At 39.3% G+C, this 17,705-nt stretch carries 15 protein-coding genes; 1 reads left to right on the forward strand and 14 read right to left on the reverse strand.

Going from position 1 to position 17,705, the window contains the following annotated elements; all coding sequences use genetic code 11:
• Positions 1–2 precede the first annotated feature (2 nt).
• The gene (locus AB2N10_RS08235) at positions 3–719 is read left to right on the forward strand and encodes a 3'-5' exonuclease (RefSeq protein ID WP_354624169.1); all 717 of its coding nucleotides are present in this window, start codon (positions 3–5) and stop codon (positions 717–719) included.
• Positions 720–772: 53 nt separating this feature from the next.
• Here the strand turns inward: AB2N10_RS08235 and AB2N10_RS08240 are convergent, their stop codons facing one another.
• The 14 genes from AB2N10_RS08240 to crl all read right to left on the reverse strand — a co-directional run bounded on the left by AB2N10_RS08240 (position 773) and on the right by crl (position 17,667).
• Complete coding sequence (locus AB2N10_RS08240; protein WP_354624168.1) at positions 773–2,353, reverse strand: BCCT family transporter; 1,581 nt, start codon at positions 2,351–2,353, stop codon at positions 773–775.
• A gap of 347 nt (positions 2,354–2,700) precedes the next feature.
• On the reverse strand, positions 2,701–5,013 hold the full coding sequence (locus tag AB2N10_RS08245; RefSeq protein WP_354624167.1) for an EAL domain-containing protein: 2,313 nt from the start codon (positions 5,011–5,013) through the stop codon (positions 2,701–2,703).
• Positions 5,014–5,946, reverse strand: a complete 933-nt coding sequence (locus AB2N10_RS08250) for a transporter substrate-binding domain-containing protein (protein WP_369433683.1) — start codon at positions 5,944–5,946, stop codon at positions 5,014–5,016. It lies immediately after the preceding gene.
• Positions 5,947–6,076: 130 nt separating this feature from the next.
• A complete protein-coding gene (locus AB2N10_RS08255; RefSeq protein ID WP_369433684.1) occupies positions 6,077–7,489 on the reverse strand; it encodes an aminotransferase class V-fold PLP-dependent enzyme in 1,413 nt (470 codons plus the stop codon).
• A 156-nt stretch (positions 7,490–7,645) separates the two neighbouring features.
• Complete coding sequence (locus tag AB2N10_RS08260; protein ID WP_369433685.1) at positions 7,646–11,020, reverse strand: DUF6701 domain-containing protein; 3,375 nt, start codon at positions 11,018–11,020, stop codon at positions 7,646–7,648.
• The gene (locus tag AB2N10_RS08265) at positions 11,017–11,427 is read right to left on the reverse strand and encodes a hypothetical protein (protein WP_354624161.1); all 411 of its coding nucleotides are present in this window, start codon (positions 11,425–11,427) and stop codon (positions 11,017–11,019) included. Before AB2N10_RS08265 ends, AB2N10_RS08260 begins: the two co-directional genes overlap by 4 nt.
• Before the next feature lie 36 nt (positions 11,428–11,463).
• On the reverse strand, positions 11,464–12,198 hold the full coding sequence (locus AB2N10_RS08270) for a prepilin-type N-terminal cleavage/methylation domain-containing protein (RefSeq protein ID WP_354624160.1): 735 nt from the start codon (positions 12,196–12,198) through the stop codon (positions 11,464–11,466).
• Complete coding sequence (locus AB2N10_RS08275) at positions 12,198–12,806, reverse strand: prepilin-type N-terminal cleavage/methylation domain-containing protein (protein WP_354624159.1); 609 nt, start codon at positions 12,804–12,806, stop codon at positions 12,198–12,200. Before AB2N10_RS08275 ends, AB2N10_RS08270 begins: the two co-directional genes overlap by 1 nt.
• On the reverse strand, positions 12,799–13,305 hold the full coding sequence (locus tag AB2N10_RS08280) for a type II secretion system protein (RefSeq protein WP_354624158.1): 507 nt from the start codon (positions 13,303–13,305) through the stop codon (positions 12,799–12,801). The genes AB2N10_RS08275 and AB2N10_RS08280 overlap by 8 nt, the downstream gene beginning before the upstream one ends.
• Positions 13,306–13,472: 167 nt before the next feature.
• The gene (locus tag AB2N10_RS08285) at positions 13,473–13,913 is read right to left on the reverse strand and encodes a prepilin-type N-terminal cleavage/methylation domain-containing protein (RefSeq protein ID WP_354624157.1); all 441 of its coding nucleotides are present in this window, start codon (positions 13,911–13,913) and stop codon (positions 13,473–13,475) included.
• 82 nt (positions 13,914–13,995) lie between these two features.
• Positions 13,996–14,469 carry a prepilin-type N-terminal cleavage/methylation domain-containing protein gene (locus AB2N10_RS08290; protein WP_354624156.1) on the reverse strand — a complete coding sequence of 158 codons (474 nt, stop codon included), beginning with the start codon at positions 14,467–14,469 and terminating at the stop codon, positions 13,996–13,998.
• 257 nt (positions 14,470–14,726) lie between these two features.
• On the reverse strand, positions 14,727–15,974 hold the full coding sequence (locus tag AB2N10_RS08295; protein ID WP_354624155.1) for a glutamate-5-semialdehyde dehydrogenase: 1,248 nt from the start codon (positions 15,972–15,974) through the stop codon (positions 14,727–14,729).
• Positions 15,975–15,992: 18 nt separating this feature from the next.
• On the reverse strand, positions 15,993–17,108 hold the full coding sequence (proB, locus tag AB2N10_RS08300) for a glutamate 5-kinase (protein WP_354624194.1): 1,116 nt from the start codon (positions 17,106–17,108) through the stop codon (positions 15,993–15,995).
• Positions 17,109–17,271: 163 nt separating this feature from the next.
• On the reverse strand, positions 17,272–17,667 hold the full coding sequence (gene crl, locus AB2N10_RS08305) for a sigma factor-binding protein Crl (RefSeq protein ID WP_354624154.1): 396 nt from the start codon (positions 17,665–17,667) through the stop codon (positions 17,272–17,274).
• Positions 17,668–17,705: the final 38 nt, after the last annotated feature.

Raw genomic sequence — 17,705 nt, forward strand, 5'->3', positions numbered from 1 at the left:
AGATGAAAAATTTTCATAACCATGAAATTTTAAACTGGTCTGCTTATCTACAACTACAGGCACGAAACAGTATCGATCCTCGTTTACAACATTTCTATAATGTCGCTACCTACCACGATGAAACACCATTAAGTGATATTGAATTTGTGGCATTAGATTTTGAAACAACTGGCTTGGATGCCCAACAAAATAGCATCATTAGCATTGGGCTTGTCCCTTTTGATTTACAACGTATTTATTGCCGTAAAGCCCAAAAATGGTATATCAATCCAGAGGATAAGTTACAAGAAAACTCCGTGATTATCCATGGTATCACCCACTCTGATTTACAGGGTGCACCTGATTTACTACGCATTTTAGAACAACTTTTAAATGAGTTAGCGGGTAAAGTGGTGGTGGTACATTATCGCCATATTGAACGTAATTTTCTCGATCAAGCTTTGCGCAGTTTGATTAATGAAGGGATCAGCTTTCCTGTGATTGATACCATGCAAATTGAAGATAACATACAGCGTGCAGCGTCAAGGGGGATTATTAATTGGATTAAGAGAAAGCAACCAGGTTCAATTCGGCTTGCCAATAGTCGTATCCGCTACAACTTACCATCCTACTCTCCTCACAATGCACTAACCGATGCAATTGCTACTGCAGAGCTATTTCAGGCGCAAATAAAGTATCATTACAGCACCGATACTGCGATCAAAAAACTGTGGTTATAAATAAAAAAACCGATGAACTACGCATCGGTTTTTTAATAACATCAAAGTGATGATTAGCTACGATTATGCTTTTCCGTACGCATTCCCATTAGCAAACTAACACACATCGCTAATAGAACAATAGTAAAGGGTAGCGCCGTCGAAATAGCCCCCGCTTGCAAAGCCTGAATTGCTTCTGTACCACCAACCCAAAGTAAAACGGCCGCAATAGCGCCTTCGGTTGTAGCCCAAAAAACACGTTGTGGCACAGGTGCATCGAGTTTTCCACCAGCTGTAATACTGTCGATAACCAATGATCCCGAATCAGAAGAGGTAATAAAGAAAACCAATACTAATACAATCGCTAAGATTGATAAAATATTGCCCAATGGCAGTGCATCGAACATCTGGAACATCGCCAATGGAACTTCCGTTAAGCCTGCACTTCCTAATGTTCCAACTTGATTGATAACTTGATCAATCGCCACACCACCAAAAATGGACATCCATAAAACAGTGACAACAGTTGGAATAATTAATACCGCAGTAAGAAATTCACGAACAGTTCTTCCACGAGAGATACGAGCAATAAACATACCTACGAATGGTGACCATGAAATCCACCATGCCCAATAAAATACAGTCCAACCATGCATCCAAGCTTCATCTTCGCGACCGACGGGATTACTTAACGGAATAATATTCTCGATATACCCCATCACCGTTGTTGGAATGGTTCCCATAGAAATAGCAAAGGTCACTAAAGCCACAAAAACAAGCAAGACAAAAGCAAGCAACATATTGATATTACTGATTACTTTCACACCACCATCAATACCACGTACGACCGATATAATGGCAATGCAGGTAACGACTGCAATAATGGTTACTTGTAAGGAAAGATCTGCATCAATACCAAATACATGTTGAAAACCACCAGCGGCTTGTTGCGCCCCTAAACCTAAAGAGGTAGCAAGACCAAATAGTGTTGCCAATACCGCTAAAATATCAATGATGTGTCCAGCCCAGCCCCAAGTACGATCTCCCAATAAAGGATAAAATACTGACCGAATCGAAAGCGGTAATCCTTTATTATATGCAAAGAAAGATAATGATAGCGCGACCACACCATAAATAGCCCATGGATGTAACCCCCAGTGGAACATCGTTGCACCTAATGCTAATTTGGCTGCTTCTGGTGTATTTGCAGCGACATTAAGTGGCGTTTCATACCAGCCTGTAAAATAGGCTAAAGGTTCAGCTACCCCCCAAAACATCAACCCAATCCCCATTCCTGCAGCAAAAAGCATTGCTATCCAAGAAAGTCTTGAATGATCCGTTTTGGCATCGTCACCACCCAAACGAATTTTACCATAGGGGGAGAATATTAATGCCAGGCAGAAGAGTACAAAAATATTAGCAGACCACATAAACAAACTGTCAAATGCGCCTATAATCTGCCATTTTGTCCCATCTAAAAAGGCCTTGGATGTTTGAGGATCAATTACTAAAATTGCAATTAAAAAAATAATAATTAAACCCGCACTAATACCAAAAACGGTATTGTGGATATCAAATCCCCATTTTTGAATATTATCCTGACCGACAGTATAATCGGTATTATCTATACTATATTTATCCTTATTTAAACTCATTCATCCTCATTTAGAGCACTTTCGCCCTGTTGGTGCATTTAGTATAACGAGGGACCGCAGAACTTTAATATTCGTTTTATCAACTATTTGCACATACTCAATGCAAGTTAAAGCCTTTACTGTCACGATTGTACATAACCAGGCGATAACGCAGTAAAAAGTGCAAAAAGATGCATACCTTAATGGGTTCATCTAAAAGCATCCTAGTCTATGTTGCTCGGTATACTTTCAAATTGAACAAATTCGAATAAGAAAGGTTCTCAGCCCCTAATTACCCTAACATTTTTGTCGCTTAATTTGCGAAAAAAATTTATAAAAGTGGTGATAACGCCTTATAATTAATCAATTTATTGGCAGTCGTTCATTAATAATTGTTTAAACTCATCTGCAGGAACGGCTTTGCTAAATAGATAACCTTGTCCATAATCACATTGCATCTCCGTTAACAGATTCGCTTGATAATTATCTTCTACCCCTTCCGCTATCACCTGTAAATTGAGCGCTTTAGCCATTGCAATTATTGCTTTAACTAGGGATTTATCTGCGGGATTACTTTGTAAGTTATTAACAAAAGCCTTATCAATTTTTAATTTAGAAAATGGAAAGCGTTGTAAATAACTCAATGCAGAATAACCTGTACCAAAATCGTCAATTGAAAGTGCGATACCACGTTGATCAAGCTTACCGAGCAATTCACTTAGTTCCTTATTGTGATTCACTAACAAACTTTCAGTTAACTCAATGGTTAGCTTATTGGCGGGCAGCTGACTCTCTTTTAATGCCGCTTCAATTTTTGTTAACAATTCATGGCAATAGCGAAATTGTACACTGGAAAAGTTAACGGCAATATCTATTGCCCGAATAGATTGCCATGACCCCGCGTGATAACAAGCTTGAGTGAGTGCTAAGTCCCCCAACTGATGAATCAACCCATTTCTTTCAGCCAGCGCGATAAATTCATCGGGAGAGACAAATCCTAACTGAGGATCATTCCAACGCATTAATGCCTCGGCTGCAATAATTTTTCGACTCTTCAGATCAATAATAGGTTGATAGTACATCTCAATAACATTCTGGTTAATTGCTAACCGTAACCGGCTATCTAATAATAAGCTCCGCTGTAAGGAATTATTCAAACTTGCATCGTAAAAACTAAAACCATTTCGACCAGAATCTTTCACTCTGTAGACCGCCATATCGGCATTTTTAAGCAATGTTTGAGGATCTTTTCCGTCCCTAGGATAAATGGCCATACCGATACTCGTTGTAGTAAAGAATTCATGGTCATTGACTTTAAAGGGTTCAGTAAAAATATTAAGAATTTGTGTGGCGAGGAGTGTCGCACCATCACTATGAAGCAGAGAAGGAATAATAAGTAAAAACTCGTCTCCCCCTAATCGAGCAACAACATCTGTTTTACGTACTGCATTAAGCAAGCGAGCGCTAGTAATTTTAAGTATCTCGTCCCCAGTTATATGCCCTAATGTGTCATTAATTTGTTTAAAGTTATCTAAGTCGATAAACATCACTAAGATTTCAGTCTGATGTCGCTGTGATTGTTGGATTGCTTGTGTTAAAAAAGTAATACTAAAATTTCTATTTACCAACCCAGTTAAGCCATCGTGAGTTGCTTGATAAGCCAGCTCTTGCTCTGAACTTTTGCGTTTTTTAATTTCGCTTTCTAATAAAAAATTCTGTTTGCGTAATTTATATCTCTCTTTAGATGAGACATCGATTTGAGTTTTTAATATGGTGTTACTTTTATCTATTTTTATTAAATAAAAGAGACCAAAAAGAACCGGAATGGCAAGTAGTGATATAGCGACAACAAATTGCGATGAAGTAAATAGTTCTCGGTCATAGACGGGTTCAAACCACGTCTTTAAAACCAGTTTTATTCCTGTAATTGGTCGTTCAATATAAATGCTTTGTGCTAACTCCTCAGCAACTTCTGCATCACCTTTATTGTCAGATAGAATGGAATCCCAGATTAATAGGGACATGCCACTTGATGAGGAGAGTTGTAAACGGCTATGGCTCTCTGCATGCTCTTGGATACTAAGTTGCTCTACGATTATTTTCATGTTGAGGTCTGCAATAAGTAACCCAACCGCTTTTTTTTGCTGAAATATCGTCCTTAAAAATTGAATTTTTAAACCTGAAGGTGCCTCTACAAGTAAAATTTTCGCTTCTTGATGCTGCATTTGGGCAAATGGAATCGGATTACTATCAAAATTTTCATCAGGATCGCTATCAACAATAACCTGTTTAGAAAAATCAGCTAAAACAACACGTTGAAATATTTTATAATCGTCAATTTGGCTATTTAAAACGAACAAGGTGAGCAATCTTTGCACATTTATTAAGCTCGATCCCAGTCCATATTCCATCGACATTCCAGAACTTCGATTGGCAAAAAAGGTACTAACCGTTTTATCATCCCCTAAATCATCAATATTATTTTTACTAATTGCAAAAATAAAATCGAGCGTTTTTACATAGTGGCTCACTTTGAGGTGTAACTCATTAATCTTTGACTGCTTAAGTTTACTTTGACCTAAATTAGTTACCGTTAAAATTAATGCAAGGTAAGCGGTCAGCAAACAAGCTCCAAAGAGAATTACGAATTTATTATTAAACCATTTGGCTTTTTTCATCATTTACTTATCTTTTTCTGTTGTTACAAAAAAATCATTATAGAAATAAAAGACATTCGGATAATATTTTTCTACTAATTGATTATAGCTACCATCGAATTGAATCATTTTAAAATAGCGATTAAACGCTTTTCTCAATTCTGGAGATCCCTTACGAAAGGCCACCGCCATGCTCTGCTGTTCTGATATCGGGCCAATGACTTTTATTTCCCCCGGCCATTTTTGCAATGCGATAAGCGAATCAGGCAGATCAAGTAGCGTACTCTCTGCATCATTATTCAAAATAGCAGGTACCATTTCATTTAATTTTCGTTCTTTTACAGGCAATACAATATTCGCCCCAGTTTCCTCTAAATTATAAAGATCCGGATCAAGACAAGATTGTTTCAATGCTAATACTTGCCGCCCAGTAAGCAGTAATTTTACTTTTTCGATATCAACACTTATTGAACCCGACGGTTTAATGGGTTTTAAATCAGAGTCTGCTCGGGCAACTAGCCAAACTTCAGAGGGAAAATAGACATCAGAAAAATCAACGAGTTGAGTTCGCCATGGCAGGATCGTGACCCCACTAGAAATTACATCACCTTGTATAGCCACCCGCTTACCGAGTACTATTTTTTTATCTATATAGCTGGCATTTTGGCCGTTTAATTTGCCGAAAACATCATTCCATGATGCACTAACAAATTGATATTTAACGCCTAAACATTCTGCAAACCCCTGCATGAGTTCGACATCCAACCCCTCATGGACAGTGATCTCTCCCTGCGTATATTGAATCACAAAATTCGCATAGGGTATGCCAATATGCCTAAGTACCCCCGCCTCTTTTACCTCCTTAAGATCATAGGCAAGGGTAGGTTGGCTAATAAGCAACAGACAACAGTAACCCATTATTTTCAATACAGTTAGATACACCCTTTTATTTAACATTATCTTTCCTTTTACTCAGCTCATAGAAGTACAGTAAAGACAAACAACGTGACATAAAAATGGCAAAAAATAGAGTAAAATACATTTGTTTTTAATAACTTACCAAAAAAAGTTACACTTTTTTGTAAATTCAAATGATCGCTTGATAAACATTTTGCATTGCATCAACCAGCCCAGCGATCTCCTTTTCATTGTTGAATAGATGTGTTGAAATACGAAGTGCATGCGTATCTAAGGGATCATCTATTCTAACTTTAAAACTTGTCGTGCGGATCACATACCCATACTCATCTCGTAAACGATCTCTAAATAATATTAACAATTGTTCATCATGCTGATCCGCAAAGGGATTAATAGTGCTCATGGCACTGGATAAGTCTTCCGAGGTCGGTGCATATAAATGGGCTAATGGGAAGGCTCGGTGTAACTGCACTTTACACAAATGACTTAAAGATAATACCCGTTTCTCTATTTTATCTCGGCCTATTTGATCCCACATTAAACATGCATCGGTTAATGCTTGTTTAGCTGGATAATTATCGTTACCAATATATTGCAATTGTAATTGTGTACCAAGGTAAGAAGCATGAGATAAAGAAGAGTTGATAAACCAGAGTGGGTTTTGTCGATCAGACCAATATTCATCTAAACGGCTGGCATTATCCCGTACATATAAAATACCCGTAGCCCCTGCTCCACATTGCCACTTATGACCTGAGCCACTATAAAAATCACAATCAATATCATGAAAATCAAGATTCAACATGCCAATAGTATGCGCACCATCAATCAACGTTGGAATATTATTGGGGATAGCAACTTCTTTACAAATACGTTTAGCGGGTAAGGTGGTACCTGTTTTATAGGTAACATGTGAAAATGAAATTAAACGTACACGCTGTCCATATTCCTCTACCGCTTTTTGGAACACATCGACAAACTGTTGTGCACTGATCGGTTTATCACCGGTATACACCGGAATTTCAAGATAAACGACTTCGACAGCAAAACGTTTACTTATCACATCAAAGGGAGAAACGGCTGCAACATGCTCATGGTGCGTTGTTAAAATGACATCCCCCGCTTCAAAATGCAAACCATTAAGTATGGTGCACATGCCATCGGTGGTATTTCGAGAAAGTACTATTTCATTTGCATCCGCACCAAATCCAGGGGCTATAGCAGTAACCATATTGGTTACATAGGGCCAAGTTGAAAATTTATTTTGCATATCCCATGGATTACTAGCGACGATATTGTTATTACGATGATACTCTCTAAGGACATTTTTCGGCATTGATCCTGTTGTCCCCGTATTTAGGTAGACCGTATTTTTATCGAGGATAAACTCTTGACTAACTTTATGCCAAAATTTCTTATCGTCATGTTTATCATGAGCGTAGCCGCTGTAATCATCTATAGGTGCAGCCTGCAATTTATCATTGATTAGCGCGGCACTCACGCCTGCTAGCGCCAACCCTGATGTTTTTTTAAGAAAATCTCGGCGGTTAATTGACATAATACTCGATGACCTATTGCTCATGACAAATTCCTTTTTATTGAGTTCACACTAAAGCGTAGTATGAAAAAATTAAAATTTGACTACAAATTTACTTTTTATGTAAAAATGTTAGCAATAGCAAATTGTAACCTAGTAAATGTTTTTAATTTAGCAAAATACGATGTGCTAAGCAGCTTTTTAATTAAAGGTTTGTAAACGGTAAATAATGCGCTCATTACCTCGGTATAGGCCAAACTGTACCTGTCCCGCCACACAATTTTGTTCGCCAGTTGCAGGACAGAAAACAGCATTGCTGCTATCCAATAGCCATGGAGCAATGTCTTTTAAATCAATAAAATAATCTAATTTCCCTGGCGAATTAGGCGCTGAAAAATCAAAATAGCTAAGCCCATTAATTAAGCTTGTATTGATGACATTTAGTTGCGTTTTGCCACTACCGACTATTATTTCATTATTTGTGTCTTTTATCGGAACACTACTAATATCATCGTTGCCTATTGTCGTACATTGATCCCGGTACATAGGCGCAAAATCTACGCCATTAAAATAGGTCGTTCGTACATTAGTGCGAATCGCTTGAAATTCACTGCCGTAACCATTTCCCGCTTGTAAACGCCCGTACATTAAATCATTTAACTTGCCGATTTCACATCTGTCATCAGCGCAAAATTGAGATAAGCCAGTTTGTAATTTTTCACCATCAGTGCCTGTAAGCTCAATACGATAGCCTACTTCGTTGCCATTGCTAAATGGGCCATCAGGTACGATCTTATTAGTGCTATCGACTGTTCTTTTTAAACCGAGACTAAACTTTTGCATACTGCTAGATAGCGGATTATATACCCCCTGATTCCAAAGATTCGGATCATAGGAGTTATTCGAAAATATTCGGTTAAAATAAGGGTTGTCTTTAAAGCCAATCAGCTCAGTTCCGTTAGAATCGTAGGCAAAATGTTGAAAAGATGTCGCCACTGGATACGTATAATTAGCATCGTAATTACGCGTTATTTTAGCTTCGTTACCGCTATGTGTTTGTGCAAATGCCGCCAATTGATAACTAACAACTAAGGCGTCAGGTTGCCCCATATAGGCAAAATCGTTCGCACTACAAACAGGCTCACTATGATAACTATCCGCTGTAAAAGCCAAATAATCGGGATAAAAGCGCCCGATCTCTTTTACATCAACAGTGGAAATGGAGTTTCCGTTAGCAATATAATTATCACTATTAGCCATTAATCCTAATGTCCCCACTTCATCAAACGCTAAATCATGATAGGTTACACTGCCTTTATCTGATAGTTGCATTGGCTTCGTTAATCCATTTTCAGAGTACAGCGTCCCTTGCGCTGCAGAAGCTGAAGTCGGGAAAACAAGAGAAGGATCTAAAGTTATATCATTAGCAAAACTCGGTGTTTTATTCTGATAATTGGCTTCACCTTTGCAGTTCTTATTTGTTGTCTCATCATCACAGTACTTAAGCGCGTTCACCGTGACATTAAAGGTATCTACCGTTAAATCTGCATAATTAGGCACGCTTGCTCGAATAAATCCTTCATCAGAGACATCTCGAGTCGAGTCGACATTACGTGGCTGTTCGGTGACCGTATCAATCATTAGTTGATAGGGATTAACAATAGTAACGGCTGCACTTTGCATAGCGGCATCATCAACATCACTAACATGCACAGCTATTTCACCAGCATCGGGGTAGTTAGTAGAGACAGTTGCAACACCACCACTAAAAGGAATAGTAATTGCAGTCGGCGTGAGTGGGTCCTTAGAAATGGCATTTTCCGCAACCTCAACCGAGAGACCAACAGGCGCAGTTGGATTACGATATTCCGACCAAAAAGAGATGGCAGAAGGGTTATAATTGATACATTTGGAGTCTGCCGGATTCACTTTCAGTGCCGTTAACGTTAAATAAAAGGGGCGATTAGCAGTAGGAATACAATTATCTGCGATTGGCGGCTTATGACAATGAAATTCGCTTTTAATGATCGCACTGCCAAAATTAATATCGAAGCTGGCAGTCGCATCACTATTTGCAACGCTGATAGTGACATCCCCCGTTTGCTTGTGATCCAAAAAAAGCGTTATTTCACCATTATCAGCAGTCGAAAATAGGTAGCTGGCCACGCCATCGCCGGGAATACCATTGTCTAAACTGCCATTCGCGTCAGCAATGCGCCAATCACCAAAATCTGTACGGGTTTTTAACGTAACCTGCTTCGCGTAACTGGTGTCAATGCTATTCCCGAGCAAGACTTGGATTTTAACGGGGTGAGGTTCACAGCTTATTGCTGTGCTTTGTGTACCAGCAAAAGTGAAGGCATATAAATCAGTGGGAGGTGGGCTATCACAAACTTCTGTATTAATAATCTCGGCGTTACCTGTCATCGTTAAATTTTTTGCAGAGACTCTACCGGTAATTTTTACGCTATTATCAAGTTGTAAGTCACCATTAACGTAGATCGAAGCGGGTATTTGAGCATTACTATTAAATTGGACGGTTTTATTTAAAATAATATGCAGCTTATCGGGAAGCGAATTAACCTTAAATTGCATATTACTGGGGTTTTGAATAAAAAGATAAACTTCACCATCTCCTGCAATATTTATTGTCCCCCCTCCTTGCGCATTGAAATTATTAATAGCATAAACACCAGAATTAAAAGTCACAGAGGCTTTAGAATCCTCTAAGGTAAGAGTATTGATCATATATGGGCGATCAATAGCGTCATTTTGCTTTAAAAAAGTGATACTTGCTCCATTTTCAACGTTGTTCGCATTCACTTTTAAATCACCAAAAATAATTCCCTTATAAATACCATTAGTTATACCATCAACAGATGCGCCTAGCGTCAAATGAGAAGGTGTCTTCCATTGCACCGCTTCAATGTGCTGCCCTTGAATTGTCGGGATATAGAAAGGTGACAAAGGCGTAGATTTTCCACCATTTACAGAACATTTACTTCCTTGACAATTGGAGTCTCCTCCTTGAAGGGTTGTAAACTTAAAACTAGTGCTATCATCAACAATGTTAGAATCATTCCACATGGTTAATCTACTATTTTCGGTAAAACTCTGCGCTGCATCTGAAAAGATTTCGTTACATTGCCCAATTAATTCATCAACGGGAAGATCAATGGGCATGTTTTCACAAATATCTCCAATAATGACTGTATTACCATTATTTTCTTTATCAACACTCCCGTGTACATAGGCAGAGCCAGTAATTTCTGATTTTTTATTTAGCTTAAGATCCCCCAAAACATAAACGTTTCCATCTATCCTAGTAATACGATTGCCACTCGTTTCCGCAAGCGTCAAATTTCCGGTCACATAATAATTATTTACTAAAGTTGTACCGCTTGGCACGGTTAAATTGCCATCAATACGAATATAGGTGCTAATATCTGGCGGCGCATCACAAAATGATGTGGGTGTAGGTGTAGGTTTTGCAGTAGGCCTCCAACTCCAAGCATCAACAGAGAGCGCGGGATAAAAACAAAGCACCAATAAAAGTAGATAACTAAAACGCATCATAGCCCCGTTGCCTCCACCGTAATTTGTCGGCGTGTATTAATTTCGTTTGTTTGACACACAGCAGTGCTCACTATCTGATAACGCGTAGCCACACCTGCTGAAATAGGCAAAGTACAGGCAATATCTACACTACAGCCATGAAAACCAACATTGCCACTGGGTAAAACTGGTTTTTCGCTAACATTATTACAAGTTGCGACAGAGTCACTCATCCCTAATGGAAATAGCTCAAGCAGAGCCAATTCGGAGGCTGAGTATGCCGCCATATAAGCACGCGTTGCATAAATTTCATAACTCGTTCCCTTGGCATTATCACGCTGTAATGAGACTAAACTAGCCCCAAGTAAAGAGATGATAATGACAATAAATATTGCCAGAATAATTGCGCTACCCATTTGTTTTTTCACAAAAACCTCATTAAATCTATATGTATATTAAGCTCACTAGGGAACATTATTGATGGCTAGTGTTTGTAGGACAGATGCTGCTTTACCATCAAAATCCATGGTAAAGGTTGCTAATACTAAACCGTTTCGCTGTAACGTCGCCTCGCTTACTTGAAAAAAACCAGTGACATTCTCAGCCATTAATTGATCTGCACCACTATTAACACGACGATTAATGTTATTCCCACTAAAACAGTAGCTCACACTATCATTAATAAAATAGACCCGTTTAGCCGGAGAAGAAAAAGGAAAACTGATCGCACTGGGAAAAGTCACCTGAGACTCTCCGGCCGTATATTGCCCGATAGTTTGCACCTTACTGCTACTTAATTCACTCGCAGATAATAGATAAACAACCGCTTTCACATTAACCATATCGCTATTTATTGGCGCAATCGTACCTCTATTTGCAATTACGGGAAAAATAGGAAAGTTATCATTGTAAATAGTGCTTGTGATAATCGGTGTAAAAGTTAAACATTGGCCACTGGCATCAGTTAATGCGCTATTTGGCAATGCATTAGCAACTTCTCTACGTAAACGCTCCATCACGAACCGTACACTATTTAAAGATTCATCTCGTTCGGCATTGTCCGTGTAAATATCCACACCGGTGCTGATGTAAGTGCTGGTCATTATCCCCAATAGGGATAACAACACAATAACAACAACTAACTCGACTAACGTAAAGCCCCGGTGGATAATAGCCCCCCCTTTCATTTTACCTCGCATTAGTAATTTCCCTTCAACGCCGAAAATAAAATCTCTTCTCCGCTTGGTGTGCGAATAGTCACTTCAATTAACTTCATTGCCGTTGAATTTATATAAGGCGTAACGGCAATTTTCACCAAGTAGTTTGTGTACTCTGTCGCATAGGGTTGATCCAAGGCATCACCATAGTTTACGACGCTGACAAAATTCACCTCAATAAAATCATCGACATCATTATAGTGGCTATGATTATCGGGATCTTCACCACTATCTGGCCCATAATCAGCGGGATTAGTACAGGGCACAGCTTGTTGCGGTGAAATATCAACCCACGTTTTACTATTAGCGTCATACCACAAATCACCATTGCGCCATATTTCACCACAACGAAAATAACCGCCATTAGGATCGGAATTTTGATCAAAGGAGCGTGCTAATATATCTTGCAAAATGCTTTGCCCAAGTTGTGCAGCACGCAAACGATAGAGTGGCTCGAGTGCATCTTTACTTTGCGAGGTTAACATCGTATTCATGCTAAGCATAGCAATCGCCAAAACCACCATGCCAATGACCAACTCTACCAAGGTAAAGCCTCGAACTCTTTGCTCACAGAAGGGACGCTTATTCATGTATATAGCCCTCTGACTCAATTGATATACTACGATGATTATCACCATTTAGAGGAATAAATGACGGCCCCGCAATCGGTTTCCCATGTTGACCAAAGGTGTAATTATCAGCACTTAACATACCGTTCGAATAAGTAACAATATGGCGATCATCGTAACTATCACTATTACAAGTATTACTATTTGCGGAGGGAGGTGTTTTACAGAGGCCATTTTCTCTGGCTGTGTGTGTATTATAAAAACAATCCGCAGTTACCACCACCCAATAACAAGCATTACGCGTGGCGTTAGGGCTAGGATCTGCATTCATGTTTTGTAACTGTACTAAACGTAATCGTGCGATTAACTGATCTTGTACGGTGTAATCTTCAAAACTCGATTTACCAATAAATCGCGGTACTGCGGTTGCAGCCAATAACCCTAACACAATAATTACGATCACCAATTCAATGAGGGTAAATCCCTTTGCAGATGTAATTGATTTATTAGCTAATATCATTGTTAAAGGCTACCTAAAAAACAGGGTGAGATGGAGAAAGTATAAATGGCTTTGCAACGATTGTATCGCTAAGCGTCACTTTTTAACAAAGTAACAAATAAAAAAATGCCGCTCTCGGTGAACGGCATTGTATCGATAGTAAAATATGTTCTTTTATACTTTAACGATTAACAACCAGGAACAACGGTAATCGTTGGTCGAGCACCACTGCCAGCGGATTGGGTGTATCTCACCAAACAAGTTGAAGGTGAACCTGATACATCTGCTGAGAAAATAAGAGCCGCGCTTCCGCTAACAGAAATAGTCCAATCAGCAGAATCTAAATTAGCAGCGGTACCCAGTGCGTCTTCAGTAGCGGCAGGATAACCATTAACGATTGCGATCCCATCAACAGTGCCTGAGGATGCATTTTCAATCCCATCAATTGCCGCCTTTGAGTAAACGATGGTTGCCGCCCCTTCCAATGCACCTTTTACCCCACCTAATGCAGCCTCTCGCGCATCGCTTTGTAGGTTAATAAATTTTGGCACTGCCGTTGCCGCTAAAATGCCAAGAATAATAATGACAATGACTAATTCAATTAATGTAAAACCCGTTTGCTTTTTCATGGTAAACCTTTTTATTAGAAATAAACCAATGCAGTCTCAAGAGGAGTGCATCATGTAATGAGTAATATATATTATTAAATAATTAACAACCCGTCGCATCAACAGTGATAGTTGGTCGTGCATCACTTGTGTTGGCAAGTGTATAAGTAACCTGACAAGTTGCGGTTGAACCAGATACCGTGCCTTTTGAATAGATAGTTGCTGAGCTACCTAGGGCGCCAGCTGAGCCATTAATAATCCAATCCGTTGAGTCTAAATTAGCTGCAGTGCTCAGCGCTACCGACGTGGTGCTAGGGTAACCGTAGACAATTGCAATATCACCGTTTGGTGAATTAAGCGTCGTACTATCTATTTTATCAAGGCCGTCTATCGCCGCCTTAGAATAAACGATACTTGCAGCCCCTTCTAAAGCGCCCTTCACGCCGTCAAGCGCAGATGCACGAGCATCACTTTGTAAGTTAATAAATTTAGGCACTGCCGTAGCGGCTAAAATACCTAAAATAATAATTACAATAACCAATTCGATTAATGTAAAACCAGCCTGTTTTTTCATCATAATGCCTTAATGTTTAATAATAATGCTTGCTATTTTAATGATTAATGAACCATTTACTAGCTTACTTAATGTTGCAGATAAATAATTTGTGATACATATTTTATATCGCATCACAATCTAGCTATTCAATAACAAAGGTATCTCATTTGCATGCTTTGTCGAAATAGAGGCGGAATAGCTTGCTATAAAACAACTAGACCAATGAATTTTATTGCATTAATCATGCCAACATAACAAACCCGATAAAAAATATGCCTTTATTGACGTATTAAATAATCACCAATACCAATCCACTTATAGGTCGTCAGCTCTTTTAACCCCATTGGTCCACGCGCATGTAATTTTTGCGTCGAAACAGCCACTTCAGCACCTAGACCAAATTGACTACCATCGGTAAAACGTGTGCTCGCATTAACATATACCGCAGAAGAATTAACGGCATTAACAAACTGATTGGCAAGTGTGAAATCATTCGTCAAAATACCGTCAGAATGTTGTGAACTATGTTCGCGAATATGTACTAATGCTTGACTCAAATCAGCAACAACTTTAACGCCCAGATGTAACGACAACCATTCACGAGAGAAATCGCCTTCTTGGGCTGCTTGTGCATTGTCACCTAAAATAATTTTTGCCTGTTGGTCGGCAACTAACGTCACACCTAATGGTTGTAAATGTGCAGCTAATTTAGGTAAAAATAGATCCGCGATGGACGCTTCGACTAAGAGTGTATCTAAAGCATTACACACACTTGGACGCTGTACCTTGGCATTTTCAACAAGCAGTAATGCTTTATCTAAATCGGCACTTTGTTCAACAAATAGATGACAAATGCCAATCCCACCAATAATCACCGGTATGGTACTGTTCTCTTTACAAAATTGTTGTAACCCCGAATTACCGCGAGGAATGATCATATCCACGTAGTTGTCCATTTTAAGTAATTCAGAAACCAAAGCGCGGTCAGTATTTTCAATGTATTGTACCGCTGTTTTAGGTAAGCCACTTGCTTGCAGAGCCATTTGAATCACTTCAACTAACACCATATTAGAGCGGATTGTCTCTTTACCACCACGTAAAATCGCAGCATTGCCTGTTTTTAAACAGAGCGCGGCAATATCAATGGTTACATTAGGACGCGCTTCATAAATAACACCAATCACACCCACAGGTACACGACGCTTGCTCAGTTTTAATCCGTTTTCTAGTAATTTACTATCAAACTCTTCTCCCACAGGATCATCGAGCTGAATCACACTGCGCAAATCGGCAATGATCCCAGCTAAACGCGTTTCATCAAGTAGTAAACGATCCAATAGCGCAGCGCTTAAACCGGCCTCAACACCAGCTTGAATATCTTCTTGATTCGCGGCAACTATTTTTGCTTGATTTGCTTGCAGCGCCTGGGCAATAGCCTCTAACGCCGCATTCTTTTTCTTACTGTCGGTAATAGCAAGTTCATAACTTGCTTGTTGTGCTGCTTTACCCATCTTTTGTAAATTCATTTGCATTCCTTTATTAATTTATAACAGGACTAAATCATCACGATGAATGACCACTCGACCATGTTCAAACCCTAAACAGGCTTCAATTTGATCCGAATGTAAGCCTTTTATTTTATCGACATCAATACATTTATAACGAACGATCCCACGGGCTATTTCAGTGCCCGATTGAGCGCGAATAGAAACGACCTCCCCTCGTTGGAAACTACCTGATACCTTAGTAATACCTTTGGCTAATAAACTACTGCCAGACTCTATAATCGCCTTTTGGGCACCGTCATCAACAAGAATACTGCCCGCGGCCCGAGAACCGGCATGAATCCAATTTTTACGCGCTTCTAAGCGGCAATTCTGTGTTACAAAACGGGTACCTACGGGTACATTATTAACGGCATCAATAATCACATCTTTTTTATGTCCAGATGCAATAATAACTTCAATACCACCACGATGCGCCACCGTCGCCGACTCAATCTTAGTGGTCATGCCGCCTGTCCCTAAACCACTGACGCTGCCTCCCGCTAAAGCATGTATTTCATCGGTAATAATGGCGATTTCTGGCAATAACTTTGCATCGGGATTACTACGCGGATCAGCATCAAATAATCCAGCTTGATCAGTCAATAACAGTAGTTGATCCGCATCAGCTAGTAATGCAACTAATGCAGAAAGGTTATCATTGTCACCGACTTTAATCTCACTAGTTGCAACCGCATCATTCTCATTCACTAAGGGAATAATGCGGTGTTTGAGTAGTGTTTTAATCGTATCTCGTGCATTTAAATATCGAGAGTGGTCATCTAAGTCAGCACGCGTCAGTAGCATCTGCCCAACATGCAGACCATAAATTTTAAATAGATTTTCCCATTCTCGTACTAATTGCCCTTGCCCAACCGCCGCAAGCATTTGCTTATTGGCGATCGTCGGTGCGATACCGGGCATATTTAAATGCTCTTTGCCAGCTGCAATAGCACCAGAAGTAACAACTATCATTTGATGCCCTTGCTGCTGCAGATGTGCACACTGACGGACTATCTCAACCATATGAGCACGGTCCAATTTTGCAGTGCCACTGGTCAGCACACTGGTCCCCAACTTTACCACTATCGTCTTTGTATTGATTTTCATGTTTATTTCATTTTAAATTAGACGTAAAAAATCCCCCTGCCAAAAAAGACTCTTCGTAAGGGGTTATCCAGCAATAAAAAAACAGCAACGACATGTCGTTGCTGTTTTCAAGTATATCATTATTCATTATCGCTTCGCACGTATAGCCGTCAGCTTGATCGAAAATTAATTATGCCTCGGTTAAACTAACCTCTTCTAAGGCGATTAATTTGCTACTTGCTTCCACTTCAAGCATGTTAGATAAACGAGTTAAAAACAACTCAAATGCCTTATCTATCTGTATTTTTTGAGATTCATCGAGTGGATATGCAACCCAATTACCCGCTAAATTATAAATACCATCAAAGCGTTGATAACGGAATCCTGTTTCATCTAAAGTTACTAACATCGACCAACCTAAAAACTCTCGCTCTTCAGGCTCTTTATTATCATCAACACAAATTTCTAAACAATCAAAAAAGAAAGTCGAATCCGTTGAGCTTTGGCGACGAAAATAGGGTCCTAAATCGGTAAATAATTTATATAATCTACCTCGTGAAGGTCCACTGCTACTGTTTACTGTCATGAAAAACTATCCTTATTCGAGATTCATCGATGCTTAAT

The sequence above is a fragment of the Psychromonas sp. MME1 genome (assembly GCF_041080865.1).
In the GTDB taxonomy this organism is placed as follows: domain Bacteria; phylum Pseudomonadota; class Gammaproteobacteria; order Enterobacterales; family Psychromonadaceae; genus Psychromonas.

Bases quoted from the DNA above. Each gene is read 5' to 3' on its own strand.
- AB2N10_RS08235 (WP_354624169.1), top strand. From the start codon at position 3: ATGAAAAATTTTCATAACCATGAAATTTTAAACTGGTCTGCTTATCTA.
- AB2N10_RS08240 (WP_354624168.1), bottom strand. From the start codon at position 2,353: ATGAGTTTAAATAAGGATAAATATAGTATAGATAATACCGATTATACT.
- AB2N10_RS08245 (WP_354624167.1), bottom strand. From the start codon at position 5,013: ATGATGAAAAAAGCCAAATGGTTTAATAATAAATTCGTAATTCTCTTT.
- AB2N10_RS08250 (WP_369433683.1), bottom strand. From the start codon at position 5,946: ATGTTAAATAAAAGGGTGTATCTAACTGTATTGAAAATAATGGGTTAC.
- AB2N10_RS08255 (WP_369433684.1), bottom strand. From the start codon at position 7,489: ATGAGCAATAGGTCATCGAGTATTATGTCAATTAACCGCCGAGATTTT.
- AB2N10_RS08260 (WP_369433685.1), bottom strand. From the start codon at position 11,020: ATGATGCGTTTTAGTTATCTACTTTTATTGGTGCTTTGTTTTTATCCC.
- AB2N10_RS08270 (WP_354624160.1), bottom strand. From the start codon at position 12,198: ATGCGAGGTAAAATGAAAGGGGGGGCTATTATCCACCGGGGCTTTACG.
- AB2N10_RS08275 (WP_354624159.1), bottom strand. From the start codon at position 12,806: ATGAATAAGCGTCCCTTCTGTGAGCAAAGAGTTCGAGGCTTTACCTTG.
- AB2N10_RS08280 (WP_354624158.1), bottom strand. From the start codon at position 13,305: ATGATATTAGCTAATAAATCAATTACATCTGCAAAGGGATTTACCCTC.
- AB2N10_RS08285 (WP_354624157.1), bottom strand. From the start codon at position 13,913: ATGAAAAAGCAAACGGGTTTTACATTAATTGAATTAGTCATTGTCATT.
- AB2N10_RS08290 (WP_354624156.1), bottom strand. From the start codon at position 14,469: ATGATGAAAAAACAGGCTGGTTTTACATTAATCGAATTGGTTATTGTA.
- AB2N10_RS08295 (WP_354624155.1), bottom strand. From the start codon at position 15,974: ATGAATTTACAAAAGATGGGTAAAGCAGCACAACAAGCAAGTTATGAA.
- crl (WP_354624154.1), bottom strand. From the start codon at position 17,667: ATGACAGTAAACAGTAGCAGTGGACCTTCACGAGGTAGATTATATAAA.